Consider the following 19,506-nt stretch of genomic DNA (forward strand, 5'->3'; position numbering starts at 1 on the left):
GAGGCCCTTCGAGAAGCCGAAGAGGCTGAGGAGTGGGAGAAATCAGCGACCCCAGTATCGCCGGTTTCAAAAGAAGCTGTTCGCCGATAAAATTTTGATCACCCAAGTAAAGTGGAAATAACACGCAGCCTGGGTTGTCTGGATTTCAAAAACGGCATAGCTTTTGCTCGTCCCAACTAGGAAAAGTTGCTTCTTTTGCCCGTTGCATCACACGGCACAATGAGGTTTTTGCGAATAATCCCTGGTGCAATTTGCCCGTGACAGCTGCCTTCGTTTTTGATATCTAGTCTTCACTTTGTGAAAAAGTGAAACCCCAAAGCAGGGAAACACGACGGGTTCGCCGAGAACTCGCGGAAAAGAACGCTTTTCCAGAGAGGAGTAGCGCCGATGTGCGGAATTGTCGGGTGTGTGGGCGTGCCCAGTGCAGCGGATTTCTTGCTCAACGGGCTTCGCCGTCTGGAATATCGTGGCTACGATAGTGCGGGGTTAGCCCTGGCCAGCACTGTCACTCCCGCCAGCATCGCCGTGGTTAAAGCCGCCGGACGCATCGCGCGTCTTCAGGAACTGGTAGACGCCTATCGTCCGCAGGGAGATATGGGAATTGGCCACACCCGCTGGGCCACCCACGGGGGCGCGACGGACGTGAACGCACATCCCCATTTGGGTGGTGACGGCGAGGTTGTGCTCGTCCACAACGGCGTCATCGAGAATTATGAAAGCCTTCGACATCGCTTGGAGTCGGCAGGCTATCAATTCCGCTCCGAAACGGATACCGAAGCGATTGCCCATCTGATCGCGGATCTTCTTCGCGCTTCGGGCCTCTCTCGGGAGGAGGTGATTCGCCGGCAGTATCAACCGCTTCTGGGTGTGGTGCAGGCAGCGCTGTCACAACTTCGCGGCACATGGGGACTGGCCGTCATGTTCCGTGATTACCCCGGTGTCATCATTGCCGCCCGATTGGGCAGTCCGCTGATTCTGGGGGTGGGCGAAGGGGCCAATTTTGTGGCCAGCGATGCATCGGCCCTCGCAGGATTCACCGAAAGCGTGGCCTATCTCCGCGACCATGAAACGGCCATCATCACGACCGAGACGATCCGCATCTTCCACCGGGATCAGGGCCGGGTTGAGCCGAGTCTGCACAAACTCCAGCTTTCGGTGGGTGATATCGATACAGGTGGCTATCCCCACTTCATGCTCAAGGAGATCTTTGAGCAGCCCGATTCCTTGCGCAATACCATGCGGGGGCGGTTGGATATGGACGTTGCCTCGGCCAAGTTCGGGGGACTCAACTTGTCGCCCCAGCAACTTCGGCAGGTGGAGAGGATCATCCTCACTGGCTGCGGGACGAGCTGGCACGCGGGACTAGTGGGTGAGTATCAGATCGAGGCACTTGCCCGAATCCCCGTCGAGGTGGAATACGCCAGCGAATTGCGGTACCGCAATCCCCCGCTTTCAAACAACACTCTTCTGTTTGCCATCACCCAGAGTGGCGAAACGGCCGATACTTTGGCGGCTCTTCGGGAAATGAAGCGGAAGGGCCATCCGACCCTGGCCATCTGCAACGTGGTAGGCAGCACTATTGCCCAGGAGGCTGATGGCGGTATTTACCTCCACGCTGGGCCGGAAATCGGCGTGGCTTCCACAAAAGCCTTCACTTCCCAGTGTCTTGTGCTTGCGCTGCTTGCCCTGTATTTCGGGAGATTGCGCGACTTAAGTTTCGAGGCCGGCATCCGGATCATCGAAAAAATCCGCCAACTGCCCGATCAGGTCGCGCAAGCCCTGGAATGCGATAGTCGAGTCCGCCGGGTTGCCGATCGCTTCTATCAATGCCGGAACTTCCTGTATTTGGGGCGGCAGTTCAATTTTCCCACGGCGCTCGAAGGAGCCCTCAAACTGAAAGAAATCAGTTACATTCATGCGGAGGGTTATCCGGCCGCCGAGATGAAGCACGGGCCCATCGCTCTGGTGGACGAACACACCCCCAGTGTCTTCCTCTTACCGCGGGGGCCGGTGTACGAAAAGGTTCTGGCCAACATGCAGGAAATCAAGGCCCGCGGTGGTCCAATCATCGCCGTGGTCGAGGAAGGCGATCGGGAAGCCTCACTGCTTGCCGACGAAATCATCGAAGTACCCGCAGTCGATGATTTCCTCCAGCCGATCGTGTTCATTGTGCCCCTTCAACTCCTTGCCTACCACATCGCCGTGGCTCGCGGATGTGATGTGGACAAGCCGCGAAATCTGGCGAAGAGCGTCACCGTGGAGTGATAAAACCAGCACACATGTTTCGGCCGGACACCCCATAACATCATGACGCATTCAGGCAGGGCAAGAGAGTGACACAGGTGCGGCCTGCGCCCGTCTGTGACACGCCTTTAAAACGGGGCCTTGGGTAAATTGCGTGGATAAGGAGGGGTTTCCTTCGGAGGAAGGGGTTGACGATATGTGGCCGCCCAGGCCTCCCGCTCTTCATCGGTGGCATAGTAGCGCAGCCAGATCTCCGGATCGCCCTCCACGAAGGCACAATCCCACCGCAGATAATTGGTGCCCAGGTCAAGCTTCTTCTCGCGAGAGGGGAGGATATCGCGGTAGATGAGACAGTACAATTCTCGATCCGAGAGATGATCGGTGAACTCCAGGACGATCCGTTTCTCGTAAAGTTTGTGAATTGTATCCCAAAGAATCTCGTGGAGCTGCTGGTCGTCCAGCGTCTCTGGACGGGGAAGTCTCAGCTCGGGCTCGAACCAACGGTAAATCGGCAGAACAGGTGCCATTTCCCAGGCGAGCATGGACGCGAGATACTCGTTTTCAGCAGCCAGCGGCCACTGGTGGATGTTAACGCGTGTGAGCGAATCATCGTAATACGGTTCCAGCTCCGTTCGCAATTCAGCATTGCGGAGCAGCAGCTCGATCTCGTTGGGGTCTCGGCCGTTCCTCTTCGCCATGGCACCTCTTTCCCGCTGCTGGATGTCGCCTCACAAGTTGCAGAGATTGCGCCCGACCAAGCATCGCCTGAAGCGGCTATTGCTTGAGCAACAGCGACCTGCTGCCCTTCGGGGCCATCGGTCTAGGTTCCAAGCTAACCCCGCCATGGACAACGTTTCGCCCAAATACACTCCCACCAATATCGACTCTACTCACAGACGAGGTCACTTCAAGCCCAAAAACACACAAAACAACGGGGCTTTTGATTGGCGAGTTGCTAAAAGCGGTACTTTCCGCAAAGCTCTTCGATCAACTCGCAAAGCCCCGAAGACATTGTCGGGTTCGCCCATCCAATGGGACCTTCACAATTTGTGTGACCAGCGTGGACCAACAAAGCGGAGCCACTTCCTGGGCACTGCAGCGATGCGCGCCAGGCTGAAGACAGGTGGTCTCACACGTCCCCTCTGCCAGACCTTCGCGATCGGGGCGGACGCAGTCGATAAAAAGCGGACGATGCCAGCTTTCTTGCGCGGAATGCAAACCGCAGGGATTGTCCTTCACGTCTGAAGCGTTTTGTCCTCCTGCTGCTGTTGGGACGGATTGTTTTCCGCCTGGTTCGCTTTGGAGCAGCAGTCCTGGAGGAGTTCTTTTTCGATTTCCGCGATTTTTTCCACCCGGCGCGCGTGACGGCCGCCTTCGAACGGCGTGTTGAGCCAGACTTCTACAATCCGGGTAATGAGGCGCTCGCCGAGCAGATCGGCCGACAGGCAGAGCACATTCGCGTCGTTATGCCGTCGGCTGAGTTCCGCAGTGAGATCATCGTGGCACGGTGCCGCCCGAACTCCGGGGATTTTATTAGCCGCGATACACATTCCCAGCCCGGTGCCGCAAAAGAGAATCCCGCGGTCGGCCTCTCCGGAAGCGACCTTTTTCGCCACCGCCTCGGCGATATCGGGATAGTCGACCGGCGACTGACTGAACGTACCCAGGTCAATCACCTCGTGCCCAATGTTCTTCAGAAAGGTCACGATTTTGGGGCGAATCGAGTAACCGCGATGGTCGCTTCCAATGGCAATCCGCATTTTTCAGAAACCTCTCAAAACTAAGGAATCCGTGCGCCCCTTTTTCGATTTTACGCTTCCGAGCGGGGTGCGACTACTAAGCGGAGAAGCTCCTCGCATCGGTCACGCAGGGCTTGTTCAATGAGTTTCGCGCATGCTTCATACGCCTGAAGCGGCCCGCCGAAAGGATCGGCGATGTCCTGCCCGCGGGGATCCAGGCAATCGATGCGATCCGCGGCGTCCGGCCAGCGAGCAAGGATGGCCTCCTTCAGAGCCCGCGTCATTGTGTAAATGCGATCGGCGTCCCGAACAAGAGAATCGGTCAATTGCTGGGACATGTGCCCCTCCAAATTGATTCCGCGTTGTTTGAGCACCTCGATCGCCTGGGGACTGGCCCCATCTCCTCCGTAGGCTTCCAAGCCGGCCGAACGCACCACCACCCCGAAATCTCTGAGCTGCTGTGCAGAACAATGCAGTTTCTCGGCCAGCATGGCCTGGCAGAGGGCCTGGGCCATCGGGCTGCGACACGTGTTGCCCGCACACACAAAGAGGATAACGGCCGAAGCCATTTCCGCGATCGCCGCTTTGCTCAGAACGCCCTCGCGGAGGATAGTCCAGCCTCCGTTTTCAACCTTGACCACCGTCGACGCAATCCCGTGGGCGGCCGGGCCGTCATCGAAAATGAGATCCACCTCCGGCAAACTCGCAGCAGCCTCCTCTGCCGACCGCGCCGGCGGCTTCCCCGTTTTGTTGACGCTTGTCAGCACCAGGGGAGCGGGAAGAAGCCGCAGCACTTCGCTGATGAAAAAATGATCCGGCACGCGGAACCCCAGTGTTCCCTCGGGACAGACGAGCTGGTGGACCTCTGGGGGAAACCGTCGGGCAGCACTCAGCCGGTGACGAGTCTCCACGACCAGTGTGAGCGGTCCCGGCCAGGCCCTCCGCGCCAATCGCCAAGCTACCGGCGGAAGATCGGGAACGTAATCCCAAATCTCCTCCGCACTTTTTAAAGCTAGCGTGAAGGCGTGTCCCTGCTTCCGGCCCTTCATCTCGGCCAATCGTTCCACCGCCTGGGGAACGAGCACCGAAGCTGCCACGCCGTAAATCGTCTCTGTGGGCATGACCACAATCTGCCCCTCCGCCAGTGCCTGAACACACCGGTGCACGAGATCACGGGGTTCCTCTGCCTCGCGGATGTTGATGATGGGGGGCGAAGTCATGCGCAATCTAATCTGAAATGCGGGATCCAGCCGAAAAGATTGGCCAGGAAGGAAACTCAGACAACTCCAAAACCCCTTTATAGGCGTCCTTGCTTTAAGCGGTCAAGGTAACCCAACGTTTATCTGCGAAATGAGATAACCTTTTTCTCGCGTGTTTGTCTTGCGTGTTTTCCCGGCGTTTCCTAGGATCTCCACCAAATAATCATGCTTTCTCCGGCCCGTCGCGGCACACTATGCTTGGGACAGCGCCTTCCAAATGCCGGATGAGTTGATCGCGGACCCACGGGTCCGGCTCCCTTTCAATCCGGGCCCTCACAGCCAATACAGCGTCCTGGGTTCCGATCTCCACAAGGGCCCAGCCGCACGCTTCCCGTACGACAGCATCCGAATCCCCCAGTCCTCTGGTCAGTGCGGCCACCGCTCCCGTGCAGCGTTGATTGCCCAGGACGATCGCGGCATTTCGCAGCAGACCTCGCCGTTTGGCTCGCCATAACGGCATATCCCGAAATGCCGCACGGAATTGCTCGTCGCTCCACTCGAAAAGCTCAATCAGTTCGATGTGGGTTCCCCACCGGGGCATGAGTGAGGGTTCCCCCGACGCCGGCGCTCGTCGGTTCCAAGGACAGACTTCCTGGCAAATGTCACAACCAAAAAACCAGTGGTCAACAGACGATCGCCATTCCTGAGGAATGGGTCCGCGGAGCTCGATCGTCAAATAGCTGAGACATCGTCGGGCATCAAGGACATAGGGAGCGACCAGCGCCCCGGTGGGACACGCTCTCAGACAGGCGGTGCACGTCCCGCAGTGATTGGCTTCAAAGGGCCTGTCCACCACCAAGTCAGCCGTCGTCAGCAGTGCTGCCAGAAACAGCCAGCTTCCCAGACGGGGATTAATGAGAAGCGTATTTTTGCCGATCCAGCCCAGGCCGGCAAGTTGGGCAAATTCTCGTTCCAAAAGCGGGGCCGTATCGACCACACCCCGTGCTTCGCTGCCCGGGCATAATTCTTTCACTGTTTGTTCCAGGCTTTTGAGCTTGCGCCGAATTAAATGGTGGTAATCTTGTCCCCACGCGTACCGCGAAATTCTCCCCTTGCCGACCGCACCCGGGGAAGGTTCCACCGTACGATAGGGAAAACCAAGCATCACGATGGTCCGAACGCCTTCCAAAACGGATCGGGGATGGGCATACGCCTGTCGTCGGCGTTCCAGGTACTCCATTTCCCCGTGAAAACCCTTATCCAACCATTCCACAAAAAACGAAAAATGAGGTGGCTCGACGGCGGAGCAGACTCCCACCGGCGAGAATCCTAGATCTTCAGCGGCTTTTCGGATCTGCCGGGTGATTTGCTCCCGATCAATGGCCATAAGCTGCCATCCACTGACGCAACAGCAACATCCAGACAACAGGACGCGTCGATTGCGTCCGTCATCCATTTTAGGAAAAAATGAAAAGGGGAATCCAAGAAAAAAATCGCGCGGACCACCCATTCAGCGTAACTGCTTCGATGGCCCGAGCGATGTTCCGCAAAAGAATACTCTCGTACAAGGGGAGTGTATCCAACGATGAGACATGGTCTGAAGGTCAGTGTTATCTGCGTTTTTGCGCTGGTTTGTGGCCTTTTCCTTGTGGTTACGCCGGGTTGCCAGTCGCGCCCACCTCTGGAAGAGTTGGGTGAACTGGAGTTTGATGTCCCCAATCTTCCCGGCATTGACAAACCCTATCCACTTCCTGGCGGATCAAATGAGAACAAAACCTCCAGTCACGATAGCCATTCGGCACCTCCTGCGGAATAAAAACTGCCTTTTGCTCCGCTCCCTCGGGGGCCATTTTTGGCCGCCACTTCTTGCCGATGAAAAATGGGCTCTCGCAAATTAATCTAAAAAGACGCGTTGTCACCCGTTCGGTTCAATCTCAACGGAGAACTGGTCATGCGCACATTGGTCACCACATTTCTGACGGGGCTCGTCATCGCCTTGTTGAGCGGGACAGGGTGGTCTGCCCTGGGAAGTGAGTACTGGGTGTTCTACGGCACGTACACCCGGGGCACCAGTAAGGGGATCTACGTGAGCCGATTCAACGCGGAGGAGGGGACCCTCAGTGAGCCGGTGCTGGCCGCGGAGGCACAGAATCCCTCTTTTCTGGCCCTCCATCCCCAAAAACCGCTTTTGTATGCCGTGGGAGAGCTTTGGGAAATGTCGGGCCGACGAACGGGCAGCGTTAGCGCCTTTGCCGTGGATACCCGCTCAGGTCGATTGAGCTTGATCAATCAGCAACCTTCTGGGGGTTCCGGTCCCTGCCACGTCAGCGTGGACGCCACAGGTCGATTTGTGTTGGTTGCCAATTATGGCGGGGGAAGTGTGGCCGTCCTGCCTGTTTCCACAGACGGTGCGCTGGAACCGGCTGTTTGCCTGATAAAGCAGGAGGGAAAGAGCGTTCACCCCACGCGACAGACAAGCCCTCACGCCCACCAGATCGGCTTCAATCCGACAGGCAAGGTGGTCGTGGTGCCGGATCTGGGGCTGGATCAAGTGTTGCTCTTTGATTGGGATGGTACTCGAGGGCAGCTCACACCCCACAAAACACCGTTCGTGCAGGTGCCGCCGGGTTCGGGACCGCGTCATTTCGCGTTTCACCCTGACGGGAAAGTTCTCTATGTCCTTAACGAGCTGACGGCAACGGTGAGCATTTTTGACTGTGATGACGGGGTGCCTACCCGACTGCTAGACAATGTGTCTGCATTGCCTGCCGATTTCACCGGCCAGAATACGGCGGCGGAGATTACCGTCCATCCGACGGGTCGATTTGTTTACACCTCCAATCGCGGGCACGATTCTGTGGCCGTGTTTGCTGTCTCAGATGGCGGAAAACGGCTGGAGCTGAAGGCCAACGTGTCCACGCAGGGGAAAACTCCGCGCTTTATCGGGCTAGATCCTAGTGGCAAGTATTTACTGGCCGCCAACCAGGATACCAACAACGTAGTCATTTTCAGAATCGACGGTGGCACTGGAATCCCGAGACCCACTGGACAGGAGGTATCGGTGGGGGCCCCCGTATGCTTGGTCTTCTCTCCCATCGCCGAGTGATTCGGAAGAAACAAGACCTTGCGATTTACCGGGCCCACCAGATGACCAGCCGAATGAGCTGGCCGCTGCGTCCCAGGGCTCGTAGCCTTCGCCGGTAAGTTCGACTGGCGAGAGAGGCCAGACCTTCTCCGCGATCGAGGGCAATCACCACCGCCGCCATGTCTTCGGCATTGGGAAGTCGGCCGGGCGCTGCCAAACGGAGAACAGCAAGGCCGGCAGGGAAAGACGCAGCCAGGGCACGCATGCGATCCGTTAAGGGCCAGCCCCGTCGGCCATTGACTGCGAAGCGGCGTGAGATGGCCATGGCCTCGTAGTACTCATCGAGGGGCTTGAGGATGTCCCGATGCAACCCCGCCAGAGTGCGATCCAGTTCCGCGAGTGATACGCTTTCTGAACAGCTCGCTGGTCCTCCTCGGAATTTCAGGGCCACCTCCGGCGGGGCCAAGGCGGGAATGGTGCCTTTTCCCCTGGCGATCGCCAGCGCCATTTTCGCCCACTGAAGCCGCCCCTGCCACGATTCTTTGAGCGGAAATCCCGGGTGCAGGCGAAGGTACTCCAGGAGGATCCGGCGAAAAATAAACTGCGATGCCGCATCGGGCGGAACACGATCCCGGAAAAGTGGCTCGGCTTCCTGTGGCACGCTCTCTTCCAGCATACGGAGGAGTTCAATGTACTGCTGCTGATCGAGACGGCTCAACCGGCAGGCGTCCAGGGTCTGCGCAAAGAGCAGAGCGTGAACGAGTCGACGAACCATGGGATAAGAAGGATTGCAAAGAAGGCGTTCCACAACCGCTGTGGCTCGGAGGAACTGATTCCAGGTGCCTCGGTAACCGATCGTGATCGGAGGTGGCACCGTTGTCCGGGGGCGCAATCGGGGATGTTCAGCAAGCGGTCGCCACTCGTCTTCCTGTTGCGAAAGCGGTTGGCCTGCGTGCCGGATCACACTCGGACAATTGTGCCGCAGCGTGAGGTAGGCAAATTTGTCCAGTGCCACAGTTTGATATGGGAACATGCGACAGACCAGAGGCTTGGCCTCCGCCCCGAACCGCTCGTGGATGCGGCAGCGACCGGTGGGACTGAGAAACACACAGTAGCCGTCTTCCCGATGCGCCAATCGATAGCGCGGCGGCCAGAGCTGCGTGCGAACAAACAGACGCTTCCCTGCCAGCGTTGGGTCTTTGTCCCATTCCTGGCCGCGAATCCTTGCGTGTTCCTCGGCAGAAAGTGGAATGATCACGTGACGGCAACAAATACCGCAGCCGTGGCAACTCCAGCGCTCTTCCACCGGTAGAAGTCTCAGGGGAAGATCCATGGTGCGATATGGTTCAGGCCTCCGAGTTTAGTCCTTCTGGGCGAGCGTTCTGAACAAAGGCAGGTGCCGGTAGTACACTTCGAGGATGAGCAGGTGCATGGCGGTGACGTAGAGTCGGCCCGCCTCATTGGCCCAGCGGTCGGGAACAGAGCGCAACGGATCCCAGCTCCCGGCCCATGGACCGGATTGCACTTGTTCCCTAAGAAGCAGTTGCTGAATCGTCTGGTTCCATGATTTCCAGTGTTCGCCCTGCATTTGAAACATCACCTGGGTGGCGTAATACCAGTAGTAGGCATCCCGCAGAGGATTCTCAGGATTTCCGTAGCTCGGTAAGTTCTGAGCCAAAAAGTCTGCTCCTCGTTGCAGGGCTGGATTCTCGGGACCCCAACCCAGATAAATTCGCATGAGTAACCCCTCGGCTGTCATCGCACGATTGGGCGCGGCGAGGTGAGCGGCGGCTGAACTGCCTCCTGCGTAGGGACTATAGACATAACGGGCTCCGCCTTCCACCTGTGCCCGATCTAACCATCGCGAGACCGCGTGCAGGGTCGTGGCGGGCACCTGCAATCCGGCCATCTGGGCGCTCTTGAGCGCCATAAGCTGCCACCCGGTGACAGACGTGTCGGTTTCTTTGCGAGACTCGTACCGCCATCCCCCTAATTCAGGGTTTTGGGATTTCACGATGAACTCAATCGCCCGCTCGGCAGGTTGACGGAGGGCCGGATCGCGTGTCATGCCGTAAGCTTCACAAACGGCAATCGTCGCCAGCCCATGCCCGTAAAATCGCGTGTACTGATTAGAGTCGGTTTGATCACGGAAGAATCGGCCGTCCGATAACTGATTTTCCACAAGCCAGCGCAGGCCACGCGCTACCGTGTCTCGGTAGCGGGCTCCCTGATGGGTGTACCCCGCGCCGAGGAAGGCAAGTAATGCCATTCCAGTGGCCGCTGTATCCCCGTGCATGGTTCCCGTGTGAAATGTCTTTTGGGGATCGGGGACATGGTCCGGCAGGCGATGCAGGCTCCAGTGCCCATCTGCAAACTGAATCCGAGCCAGAAATTCAAGCCCTTTCTCCACGGCCCGCTCGGTCTCCGAACTACCGCCAAACTCCCTGGCCCGAACACCTCGACTTTCAGGATTTCGCTGGGCGAATGCCTCGGCTGGTTCGGTTTCCGCTGCCCCACGGAGAACTTCCGACGAAGGCACACCCGGAAGTGAACGTGAGGCGAGTCGTGTCCCGCCTGGGCCAACAATTTCAGGCCGGGGCAGCTCGCCGCCACCGCGTCGCGCGGGGAGGGTCGGCCCATCCTGGAGGAGCGTGCCACTGGGGGAGCCCCCGCGGCTTCTCACTGAGGCGAGGGGTGGCAAATCGACCACCCGGCGTGGTCCATCGCCCACCTCTCGCCCGATCTGCACAGGCGCCAGAAATGGACTCGCCTGGCTGGTTCCGCCCGTTTCCGCCGCGATAGGTGCCTGTGAGACGAGGTGTGGCGCGTTCTCTTGCCCGCGGAGACCGGCCGAACTTCTCACGCTCTCCCCCGGATTACCGGTGGAAGCCGTATCTCCTCCAAAAGCCGTTCGGTCAACGAACAGCCGGGGTGGAGGACCACCGGACACCCCCGGTACCGTCACTCCTCCAATATCCGCCAGATCTGAGCTTCTCGGCCGGGAGGCCGAGCTACTCCCGAAACCCGTGAACGAGGGTAGCGGGTCTCGTGAGGTTCCCTGACCATAGGTCAATTCCATTGCCGAGGGACGATCGCTGGGTATGCCCGCTCCTGTTGGTCCAGCTAAAGTTTCTGGAACAGTACCTTCGAGGGCCGCTCGACCGGCGATCATTGGGTGACTGCTTTCGCCGATGCCACGCTCGCTCAGACGGGTATTTCCCATCGCAAAAGCCTGGCCCACGGTCTCACCCTGTTCGCGGGCCGCGCCCAATCCCCGTGCCGGACCACTGATGGCGACTCCCATACCGCCAGTCAGCTCCGAAGCCAGTCCGCCTCCGGTTTCACGGCTCTCCGAACTCCCCGTCCCCGATTCCCGTGGCGCAAGTCCAACGGAAGTCGGGGCAGGTCCAATCCCCGTCGCACGCGGTTCCAGACGGGCGGCTGCTCCGCGGAGGTTGGCTCCGCCTGTGCCGCTCGGCTCCGGTTCCGTGGGCGCGAGCGAGGCCACCGAGCCAAGAATCTCCCCTGGGCCACCTTTACGCGGGGGGCTTGCCCCGATGTCGCCCGTGCCGGCCGTTCCTGCAAGATCTGATGCGGCGAGCGCCCGCGGCCGCCGCGAAGCTGCCATTCCCCCTGGGGAAGCGTTCACGATATCTGCGAGGTCTCCCGTTGAACCGGGTGCTCCGGACGACGGAATCGAGGATCGCTCTCGGGCGGGGCCCCCGAGTTGAGGTTCTTCCGGAGACCGGGCAAGATGCGAAATACCCGCCGTTTGGGGGATCGACTGAAGCTCCGCGCTTTCACCGATGGCCGCGACTGAAGACCTCTCGACGCCGCGTAAGGTTTGCTGCGTTCCCACAGGGCCGACGGATATTTCAGGTCGGCTGATCCTTGCCGGACGCGGTGCTGGGTTGGTCGCTGCCAGTTCCGCCGGTGTGACCGGCTGGGTCTCACCGGTAACTTGAACAGGCGCGGAAATGGTTTGACTTCGCTGGGGCACGATTTCCGGCGGGCGGAGTTGACCGGGCGGCGCCTGAGGCTCCGGCACGGTAATAGAGGGTGATTGACTCGCCAGTGATTGCTGGCTGGTTACCTCTCTGGGCTGCGGACGTGACACAGACAGCAAATCCGCCGGCATGTGCTCGACGGCGACGCGCGCTGGCAGATTGCGGTCCGGATTGATGGACTGATCGAGAGACTCTTCCGGCTGTCTCAGCGTCGGGGTCGTTTGCTCCCGTTGCACCTGGTCACGCGGACTCATCTCTCGTTGAGCGGAGAATTCCTGCGGGGGCGCATCCAGCGGTGCAGTGTGAGTGATCTCGGCAGGCGCAGGCATCGGCCGACGCGGAGGTGAAAGCTGCGAATCGGAAGATTGTTCACGCGCAGTGTCCTCGGTCCGCGGCGGCACTAGAGGCGACGGCTTTTCCTGTGAAACATCGGACGTCTCCTGTGGTGGTGGTAGAGAAGCCGGGGAACTCGGCCGCGACCGATCGATCAACTGGTCGACCGCAGCGTTCTCCCTGGGAAGTGCCTGTACCGGCCGACTGTATTCCGAAAGCTGCTTTCCCTCTTCGATCGTGTCTGTCGCGTAATCTGGTAAGGTAATCGTTTCCTCGCTTTCCGATTCCGCCGGCAGGGAATGCTCACGGATGAACGCGATCAACTTCAGGTACTGCTCCCGGAGAAGGACTGCAACCAGCAAGTGCAGGAAAAGACTGAGAACCACACAGAACTGGATGCGGCGGGCCGTCGGTGCCTGAACATGCGCTGTACTCCACAAAAGCAGCAACACCAGCCCCGCGATGATGCCCAGCCGGACCAATCCGTTGTACAGCGGGCGGGGATCGAAAAAATTGGGCGTAGTAGCCAGCACGATTCCCGTCACAAAGCCGGCAAAGACTAGGATGGCGAGATTGACTGGCCAGACCTGCTCATCAAAGTCGGCCAGGCGGTCCGGCACGAAACGCCGGATGACCGTTCTTTTGCCACGAGATGGGGGACTATTCAAATCGCCCATGCGGCACGGCCTTTCCTCGCACTGCTAAATGTCAATCTTCGTCCCACGGCGTTACGGGGAGTTAGCACCTTCGCTTGGCGGTCCTGTCTTTCGCGTGGCCAGGCGGTAATCTGTGATGTGCGCTTTCTTGCACGCATTGATTGCCGAGACAACAGGTTGCAGACGGCAGCGCTCGTCCGCTCGGATGATGACCGTCGTTCGGCTGGGATTGGTCGACCAGGCCTCCAGGAGCAGTTTCTCCAGCTCGCTCAGTCTGAGCAGTTTGCCCCCCACGTAATATCGTCCATTCTCATCAATATTGATAAAAAGCTCTCTGGGCTTGCTCAGGAGCGGCTGGGCCTCGCTGGCATCGGGCAGCCGCACCGGCAGTTCCCGCTCTTCCTCTGCAAATTTACTGGCAATCAGAAAGAATATCAGCAGATTAAAAACGACATCGATGAGGGGAGTCATCGTCAGTGACTCCAAGGCGCGACTCTTATTGCGAATGAGGATAGTCATGGCATGGCTCCCGTTTCAGCGGGGCTCGGTGGCGGCGGTGGCTGCGGGGCCTCACGCTGCAGACCCGCAGTTGCCGAGAGGTCGGGTGCGGGGATCTGCTCTCGTCCCATCCGCAGGCGGCCTTCGAAGCGTTCAAACTGGGGTAAAAGACCCAGAAGCGATTCGTCCAGCTCACGCAACAGCTTCTGGATACGGCCCTCGAAATAGTGGGCCAGCACCGAAGCGGGAATGGCCACGCACAGTCCAGCGAACGTGGTCACCAGCGCTGTGTAAATCCCCTGGGCGAGCATCTCTGCTCGATCCGCACCGGTCGGCAGGTGCGACGTCACGAAAAACGCCTGAATCATGCCCTGGACCGTTCCGAGTAGTCCCAAAAGCGGGGTGACGGCCGCCGAAAGCGTGAGAAACCGCACATTACTGTAGAGCCGATCGGCCTCTCGCTCGGTGGCTTCCTTCATGGCCTGCTCAATTTCCGGTAGCGGTCGGCCGACCTTCACCAGCATGGCTTTGAGCACATTGGCAGCCGAGGAAGGAAAATGCTGAGCTAACCGATAGGCTGCCCGGGGGTCAAACCCCCGCTTCTCCTCGATAAGCTGGCCGAGCCCGCGAATGAGACCCGCGGGAACGACCTTCCGCCGCCGCAATCCGAGGGCTCGTTCCAGCCCGAAGATCACCGTCAAAATCGACATTAAAGTGATGGGAATCATCAGCACGCCGCCCCGGAAAGCCAGATCGAGCACATTAATTTGCGGGATCGTCCCTGGCTTGGGAGCACTTTCCGGCTGGTCCGCCTGGGTAGCGGGTGCAGCCGCCAGTGCCTCCTGGGCTCTGCGATCGGCTTCCTCCAAACTGGCAGTGGCACTGCCGTTCCCGGTGGCCTGCTCTGCCGCCTGCGATGCGGCGGGAAACGCATCGGTGGGCGCCGGTACTTCTGCCCGGCACGCGCCGCACACTGCAATGCCCATCCCCATGACAAGCACCGCAGCCACCAGCCATAGTTCTTCCCGCCGCCGTTTTATAAGGGGAATTCTTTTCATCGCACCGATCTCTCACACAATAAGCGCCATTCTCATGGACGTCTTTTTTTCAACTTGCTCGTCCCTACTGACAGCATGCAGCCGTGGTTTCTCGCCCTTGCTGGATTCTGAAAAAAGCAGTCTGTATACCGGGTTGTCTTTGATCCGACCGATAGCCGCGCAAAAACTAACTAGGTCAAGCCAATCTCGTGAATTCGTTGGTTCTTTTACAATACTTTATTTCTTTTATTAACGCACTTATTGTGGCTTCAGTAATTGTAATTTTGCCCGAGCATCGGCGATTCGGTCGCTTTCCGGGAATTTGTCAATTAATTCCTGGTAGAGTTTCGCAGCCTGTTCCGGTCGTTGTAGCGTTTCGAAGCAACGGGCGGCCTCGAATAAAGCCGCTGCCTGCCACTGCGGCAGGCGGTAACCGTATGCCACACGGAAGAAGTATTTCACCGCCTCGTCGTATTTCTTTTGCTGCATGGAAATCTCACCGAGCATGAATTGTGCTCTGGCCGCTGTTTCCTCGGGAACCTGAGTGGCATTTTCCAGGACCTTTTCGAAAACTTTCCAAGCAGTATCCAATTCCCCGCGATCGTAGTGGATCATACCTACTTCAAAGTTGGCCTGGATGGCCTCGGATGTAGCAGGAAACTTGGCCAGCACTTGCTGATAATATTGCAGGGCCCGATCCTGCTGTTTGATCTGCCCGGCCGACTGGCCCGCATGAAGAAGCCGGAGCACTTCATAATCGGGCGACTCCAGTGGGCCTTGCGATTCGTACAGTTGCAGTGCTTCTTTGAATTTGTTTTGCATGAAGAGCGATTCGGCCTCCATAAAAATGGCGTCCGTAACTAAGGACCCTTTGGGATAAGCTGATTTCTGGTAGGCAAACGTTTGAGCCGCATTCTCGTATTGCCCCATTTTGAAGAAACACCAACCCAGTCGGTGCACGGCTTTTTCAATCAGATCAGGATCACGGCCCGACTTGTAACAATGATGATAGAGCGTCGCAGCCTCCGAATAACGACCCTGTGAATAGAGGTGACTCGCAACGTGATATTCTGCTTCGGGACGATGGGGACTTTCCGGCGCAGTGTCGATAAGCCGCTGGAATAATGTAATGGCGTCGTTTTCTTTGCCGGCCAGTTTTTCCGCCCACGCCCACTGGTAAAGAACTTTATCGGCTTCGGGATATTGGGGATTCTCATCAAGGATTTGTTTAAAAATGGCCGCTGCTTGGTCATATTGTTTTTTGTCGATCAAAATGAGTCCCTGCGTGTAAAGAGCTGCTGATCGCTCATTACCCGTCAAGCCCTCCCGGAGTGCCTGGTCGATCATCTGCATGGCGGGATCGAGCTGCTGCTGCTCGTAGTAGAGTGTCGCCAAGAGATACCGCGCCCAGGATGCGAGCGGATGTTGTGCGTGCTTCTGCAACAGATCTTTGAGGAGTTGCTCGGCCTCGGCAGATTTATGGCTCTTCACGAGTATCTGCGCCAGCTCACACACTGCCGCAGGGACACGGGCACTCTCCGGAAATTGTTGGAGAAGCTGGCGGTAGGCCGATTCAGCCGCCGCAAAATCCTGGAGCGAAGCACAGTATTTTCCCAACTCGTAGTAAGCACGGTCCAGGAGAGTGCTTTGGGGAAAATCTTTGATCATGCGCTCGACGACCGTTCGGGCATCGGCGGTGCGCCCCTGTTTGTGATAGGCCCAGGCCAGAACAAGCATTGCGCGGTCTGCGGAGGGGCCTTTGGGGCTGCGACTGAGCGACAGAAGCAGGGATTCCTGAGCAGCTTTGGGGTTATCCAGCTCCAGTTGACTGGCTCCCATGAGTGTCAGGATTGCCGCCTGATCCTCTGGTTGCGGCAGTGCATCCGCGAGTGCCTGGCCCAACTTCACGACCGCATCGTGCTTGCCCGCCATCTGCAGCGCCGTGAGCTGGCGGACACGCCACAACCCGACCTGCGGATTTTTGGGGTATTTTTTGGCGAGCTCATCAAACATCTGGGCCGCCGCATCGTAGTGGTTTTCGACGAGTTCGCATTCCGCGACAATATGCTCCACATCCGGACTCAGAACGTGGTCCGAAATTTCTTTTTGAAACTGTTCTGCGTACTGTCGCGCCACGCCGATTTGGCCCAGTCCCAGCGCCGTGTGCGCTGCCGCATAGAGGGCCTCACCTTTGAGCGCCGGATCGGTCGCCATAGCCGCCGCCTGCGCGTACTCTTTGACGGCCGCCGCTCGCTTTTCGGGGATTTCGTAGAGGGCATCGGCCCGGTCGAGCTGGAGTGTCACGTTCCACGGAGCGGCTGCGCTCTGGATCGCATCTGGCACGATCAAGTCCAGTACCTGCTGTGGTTGTCCCAGTTTGAGATAGCACCGGGCCGCCCAGTGAATCGCCTCCGCCCGCACGTCTGGTGCCTGCGTGGCGCGAACCAGAAGGGGCAATGCCTCCTGGTAACGATTGGCGAAGTAGAGGCACTTTGCAGCACCCAGATTCGCCCGAGCAACATGCGGTGAATTGGGAAAGCGTTTTTCAACGCTCGCGTACTGCTGGGCTGCCTCCTCATAACGTTTCAACTGAACAAGCGCGTCGCCCGACCTGATCACCGCCAGATCGGCATCCGCAAATCGGGAGTCCGCACCGGCCTTGCGAAAGAAGAGTTCTGCCTGTTCAAAATCCCCCAGGGAATACTGCACCTCGCCGATTCGAAAGAGGGCCTCATTTATTCTTGGATGCTGAGGATACCTTTGTGTGAATGTCAGATAGTTTTTCAAGGCCGCCTGCCTGTTCCCGAGTTCCTCCTCGCACACGGCCAGTGCAAATAGCACGTCGGCCGCACGCCCATCATCGGGATATGACTGCAGGAACCGCCGATAGGCCTGGGCGGCTTGATCTTTCTGTCCCTGAAAATAGAGCGTTTCCGCAAGATAGTACTGGGCTTGCGGGCGCTGAGTGCCGTTGGGGTAAGTTCGAAGGTACTCTTCCAAAGCGTTACGCGCCGCGGAATACAGCTCCGATTTTTGCTGTCGGGCGGCCTCGAACAGGGCCATTCCGCGATAAACCGCCGACAATTCCCGAAAGTTTTCCTCCACTCCCTTATCGATGGATTGCCGAAAGGCCTCGGCCGCCGCTTCATACTGCTTTTGATTGAACAGACACACGCCCAAATAATGAAGGGCCTTTGGCACGCGGGGATCGCCAGGATGCCTTTCGATAAACGCTCGCCACTGTTCGGCCGCCAGATCCCACGAAGACAGATTGTGGAGTTTCGCTGCTGCGTTGTAGTCCCGTGTTGCTTCGGCGTTTGTTTCTTGGGCCGGCAGACGAGAAACAAAGGCCAGGCTCGCCAACGCTAGCGCTGTCCAAAGAAGCGACGAGATCATCCGTCGATCACCGCGGTTCATCGGTCGCGAACTCCTTCATCCCGAGGTCGGACAGAACCACGCCCTGATTGAGGTAGCAGCCAACCAGGAATCATGGCCCTACTCAGGCAGTGCGTGGATCCGCGTTGTACCCGCGTGGGTAACATGCCGTTTTCGGGTAATCTGTTTACTTATCTTATCCGGCCACACGCGAGCGCCAAAAGAGGACCTGCCCGCCGCGACGTATCTGCATCCACGTGCGACGAACCACACGTCCGGTCGCTCACCCACAACCGAGACAGTCGGCGAGGAATGACTTCAGTACTTGCCACGAATGTGTGCGGCCACGTGAGCCTCATAAAAACGGCCCAGCCGATTATGGAGAATGGGGGGAAGCGGCATCAAATCGCTTGCCGCAGCATTGCTCCGTGCCTGATCGGGACGTTTTGCCCCGGGAATGACAGTTGTCACCGCATCAAAGTCCAGGCACCACCGCAATGCCATCTGAGCCATGCTCATTCCCGATGGCACCCACGGTCGGATGTGGTCGACGAGTTCCAGACCTTTTTCAAACGGCAGACCTGCAAACGTTTCGCCTACATTGAACTTTTCACCATCGCGATTGAAGAAACGGTGGTCGTTAGGGGCGAATTTGGTATCCCTGGTGAATTTCCCTGCCAGGAGCCCACTGGCCAGCGGCAGGCGAATGATCAGCGCCACACCCCGTTTTTGGGCTTCGTCGAATAGCACATCGATGGGCTTCTGGCGAAAGATGTTAAAGATAATCTGGAGAGAGGCCATTCCCTCGACACTGAGGCAGAAAAGAGCCTCTTCCATACTTTCCACGCTGGCACCAAAAGCCCTAATCTTGCCTTCATCCCGCAGCTCTCGAAGATAATCGAAGATGCCTGTATCACGCATTACTTCCAGGGGAAGACTGTGAGTTTGCGTCAGATCAATGACATCCACGCCCAGGCGACGGAGCGAGTCTTCCGTGTGCCGCCGGACGACTTCCCTCGTGAAATTGGCGGGCCAACCCGGTTCAGGATGTCTCCCGAGCTTGGTGGCCACGATAAAGCGATCACGATCCGGTCGGCTTTGTAAAAACCGTCCGATGAGCGATTCGCTGCGACCTAGGCCGTAGATGTCGGCTGTATCAATGAAAGTGATGCCTGCATCGGCTGCAGCCGCCAGTGTGTTGAGGGCCTCCTCTTCAGGCACGTCCCCCCATTCTGTGCCGCCCAATTGCCACGTCCCCAATCCGATTTCCGACACCTCCCGCTGCAAGGCTGGAAACAAACGCGACTTCATGGATCCACCTTTTCTCCCGCAA

General features: G+C 58.3%; 13 protein-coding genes. 3 read left to right on the top strand and 10 right to left on the bottom strand.

Translation table 11 applies throughout. The features are described from left to right. The first annotated feature begins 387 nt into the window (after nucleotides 1-387). Entirely contained in the window at nucleotides 388-2,265 is a 1,878-nt protein-coding gene (gene glmS / locus ABJK56_RS02145; protein ID WP_347243019.1) for a glutamine--fructose-6-phosphate transaminase (isomerizing), read from the top strand. Between the two features lie 107 nt (nucleotides 2,266-2,372). On the opposite strand, the gene ABJK56_RS02150 is transcribed toward glmS, so the two are convergent. The 4 genes from ABJK56_RS02150 to queG form a co-directional block, all read right to left on the bottom strand. Beyond that, a complete protein-coding gene (locus ABJK56_RS02150; protein ID WP_347243020.1) occupies nucleotides 2,373-2,942 on the bottom strand; it encodes a hypothetical protein in 570 nt (189 codons plus the stop codon). Between the two features lie 537 nt (nucleotides 2,943-3,479). Continuing rightward, nucleotides 3,480-4,004: a ribose 5-phosphate isomerase B gene (rpiB, locus tag ABJK56_RS02155; protein WP_347243021.1), complete on the bottom strand. Its 525-nt coding sequence runs from the start codon at nucleotides 4,002-4,004 to the stop codon at nucleotides 3,480-3,482. Between the two features lie 50 nt (nucleotides 4,005-4,054). After that, nucleotides 4,055-5,203, bottom strand: a complete 1,149-nt coding sequence (locus tag ABJK56_RS02160) for an L-threonylcarbamoyladenylate synthase (protein WP_347243022.1) — start codon at nucleotides 5,201-5,203, stop codon at nucleotides 4,055-4,057. A gap of 202 nt (nucleotides 5,204-5,405) precedes the next feature. After that, nucleotides 5,406-6,569, bottom strand: coding sequence for a tRNA epoxyqueuosine(34) reductase QueG (gene queG / locus ABJK56_RS02165; RefSeq protein WP_347243023.1), 1,164 nt, complete (start codon nucleotides 6,567-6,569; stop codon nucleotides 5,406-5,408). 198 nt (nucleotides 6,570-6,767) lie between these two features. Between queG and ABJK56_RS02170 the strand changes: the two genes are divergently transcribed. Together ABJK56_RS02170 and ABJK56_RS02175 are read left to right on the top strand one after the other, a co-directional pair. Then, a complete protein-coding gene (locus tag ABJK56_RS02170) occupies nucleotides 6,768-6,998 on the top strand; it encodes a hypothetical protein (protein ID WP_347243024.1) in 231 nt (76 codons plus the stop codon). Between the two features lie 135 nt (nucleotides 6,999-7,133). After that, a complete protein-coding gene (locus ABJK56_RS02175) occupies nucleotides 7,134-8,288 on the top strand; it encodes a lactonase family protein (protein WP_347243025.1) in 1,155 nt (384 codons plus the stop codon). Between the two features lie 25 nt (nucleotides 8,289-8,313). On the opposite strand, the gene ABJK56_RS02180 is transcribed toward ABJK56_RS02175, so the two are convergent. From ABJK56_RS02180 to ABJK56_RS02205, 6 genes are all read right to left on the bottom strand, one after another. Further along, complete coding sequence (locus tag ABJK56_RS02180) at nucleotides 8,314-9,600, bottom strand: YkgJ family cysteine cluster protein (RefSeq protein ID WP_347243026.1); 1,287 nt, start codon at nucleotides 9,598-9,600, stop codon at nucleotides 8,314-8,316. Between the two features lie 27 nt (nucleotides 9,601-9,627). Further along, entirely contained in the window at nucleotides 9,628-13,284 is a 3,657-nt protein-coding gene (locus ABJK56_RS02185; RefSeq protein WP_347243027.1) for a hypothetical protein, read from the bottom strand. A 51-nt stretch (nucleotides 13,285-13,335) separates the two neighbouring features. Beyond that, nucleotides 13,336-13,782 carry a biopolymer transporter ExbD gene (locus ABJK56_RS02190; RefSeq protein WP_347243028.1) on the bottom strand — a complete coding sequence of 149 codons (447 nt, stop codon included), beginning with the start codon at nucleotides 13,780-13,782 and terminating at the stop codon, nucleotides 13,336-13,338. Beyond that, nucleotides 13,779-14,819: a MotA/TolQ/ExbB proton channel family protein gene (locus ABJK56_RS02195; RefSeq protein WP_347243029.1), complete on the bottom strand. Its 1,041-nt coding sequence runs from the start codon at nucleotides 14,817-14,819 to the stop codon at nucleotides 13,779-13,781. Before ABJK56_RS02195 ends, ABJK56_RS02190 begins: the two co-directional genes overlap by 4 nt. A 237-nt stretch (nucleotides 14,820-15,056) precedes the next feature. Next, nucleotides 15,057-18,215 (bottom strand): tetratricopeptide repeat protein, encoded by a 3,159-nt coding sequence (locus tag ABJK56_RS02200; protein WP_347243030.1) that lies wholly within the window; start codon nucleotides 18,213-18,215, stop codon nucleotides 15,057-15,059. A gap of 276 nt (nucleotides 18,216-18,491) precedes the next feature. Continuing rightward, complete coding sequence (locus tag ABJK56_RS02205; RefSeq protein ID WP_347243031.1) at nucleotides 18,492-19,484, bottom strand: aldo/keto reductase; 993 nt, start codon at nucleotides 19,482-19,484, stop codon at nucleotides 18,492-18,494. Nucleotides 19,485-19,506: the final 22 nt, after the last annotated feature.

Origin of the sequence: Thermogutta sp. (genome assembly GCF_039793925.1) — a bacterium.
Classification (GTDB): Bacteria; Planctomycetota; Planctomycetia; order Pirellulales; family Thermoguttaceae; genus Thermogutta.

Coding starts and splice junctions, on each gene's coding strand:
- glmS (WP_347243019.1), top strand. CDS start 388: ATGTGCGGAATTGTCGGGTGTGTGGGCGTGCCCAGTGCAGCGGATTTC.
- ABJK56_RS02150 (WP_347243020.1), bottom strand. CDS start 2,942: ATGGCGAAGAGGAACGGCCGAGACCCCAACGAGATCGAGCTGCTGCTC.
- rpiB (WP_347243021.1), bottom strand. CDS start 4,004: ATGCGGATTGCCATTGGAAGCGACCATCGCGGTTACTCGATTCGCCCC.
- ABJK56_RS02160 (WP_347243022.1), bottom strand. CDS start 5,203: ATGACTTCGCCCCCCATCATCAACATCCGCGAGGCAGAGGAACCCCGT.
- queG (WP_347243023.1), bottom strand. CDS start 6,569: ATGGCCATTGATCGGGAGCAAATCACCCGGCAGATCCGAAAAGCCGCT.
- ABJK56_RS02170 (WP_347243024.1), top strand. CDS start 6,768: ATGAGACATGGTCTGAAGGTCAGTGTTATCTGCGTTTTTGCGCTGGTT.
- ABJK56_RS02175 (WP_347243025.1), top strand. CDS start 7,134: ATGCGCACATTGGTCACCACATTTCTGACGGGGCTCGTCATCGCCTTG.
- ABJK56_RS02180 (WP_347243026.1), bottom strand. CDS start 9,600: ATGGATCTTCCCCTGAGACTTCTACCGGTGGAAGAGCGCTGGAGTTGC.
- ABJK56_RS02185 (WP_347243027.1), bottom strand. CDS start 13,284: ATGGGCGATTTGAATAGTCCCCCATCTCGTGGCAAAAGAACGGTCATC.
- ABJK56_RS02190 (WP_347243028.1), bottom strand. CDS start 13,782: ATGACTATCCTCATTCGCAATAAGAGTCGCGCCTTGGAGTCACTGACG.
- ABJK56_RS02195 (WP_347243029.1), bottom strand. CDS start 14,819: ATGAAAAGAATTCCCCTTATAAAACGGCGGCGGGAAGAACTATGGCTG.
- ABJK56_RS02200 (WP_347243030.1), bottom strand. CDS start 18,215: ATGAACCGCGGTGATCGACGGATGATCTCGTCGCTTCTTTGGACAGCG.
- ABJK56_RS02205 (WP_347243031.1), bottom strand. CDS start 19,484: ATGAAGTCGCGTTTGTTTCCAGCCTTGCAGCGGGAGGTGTCGGAAATC.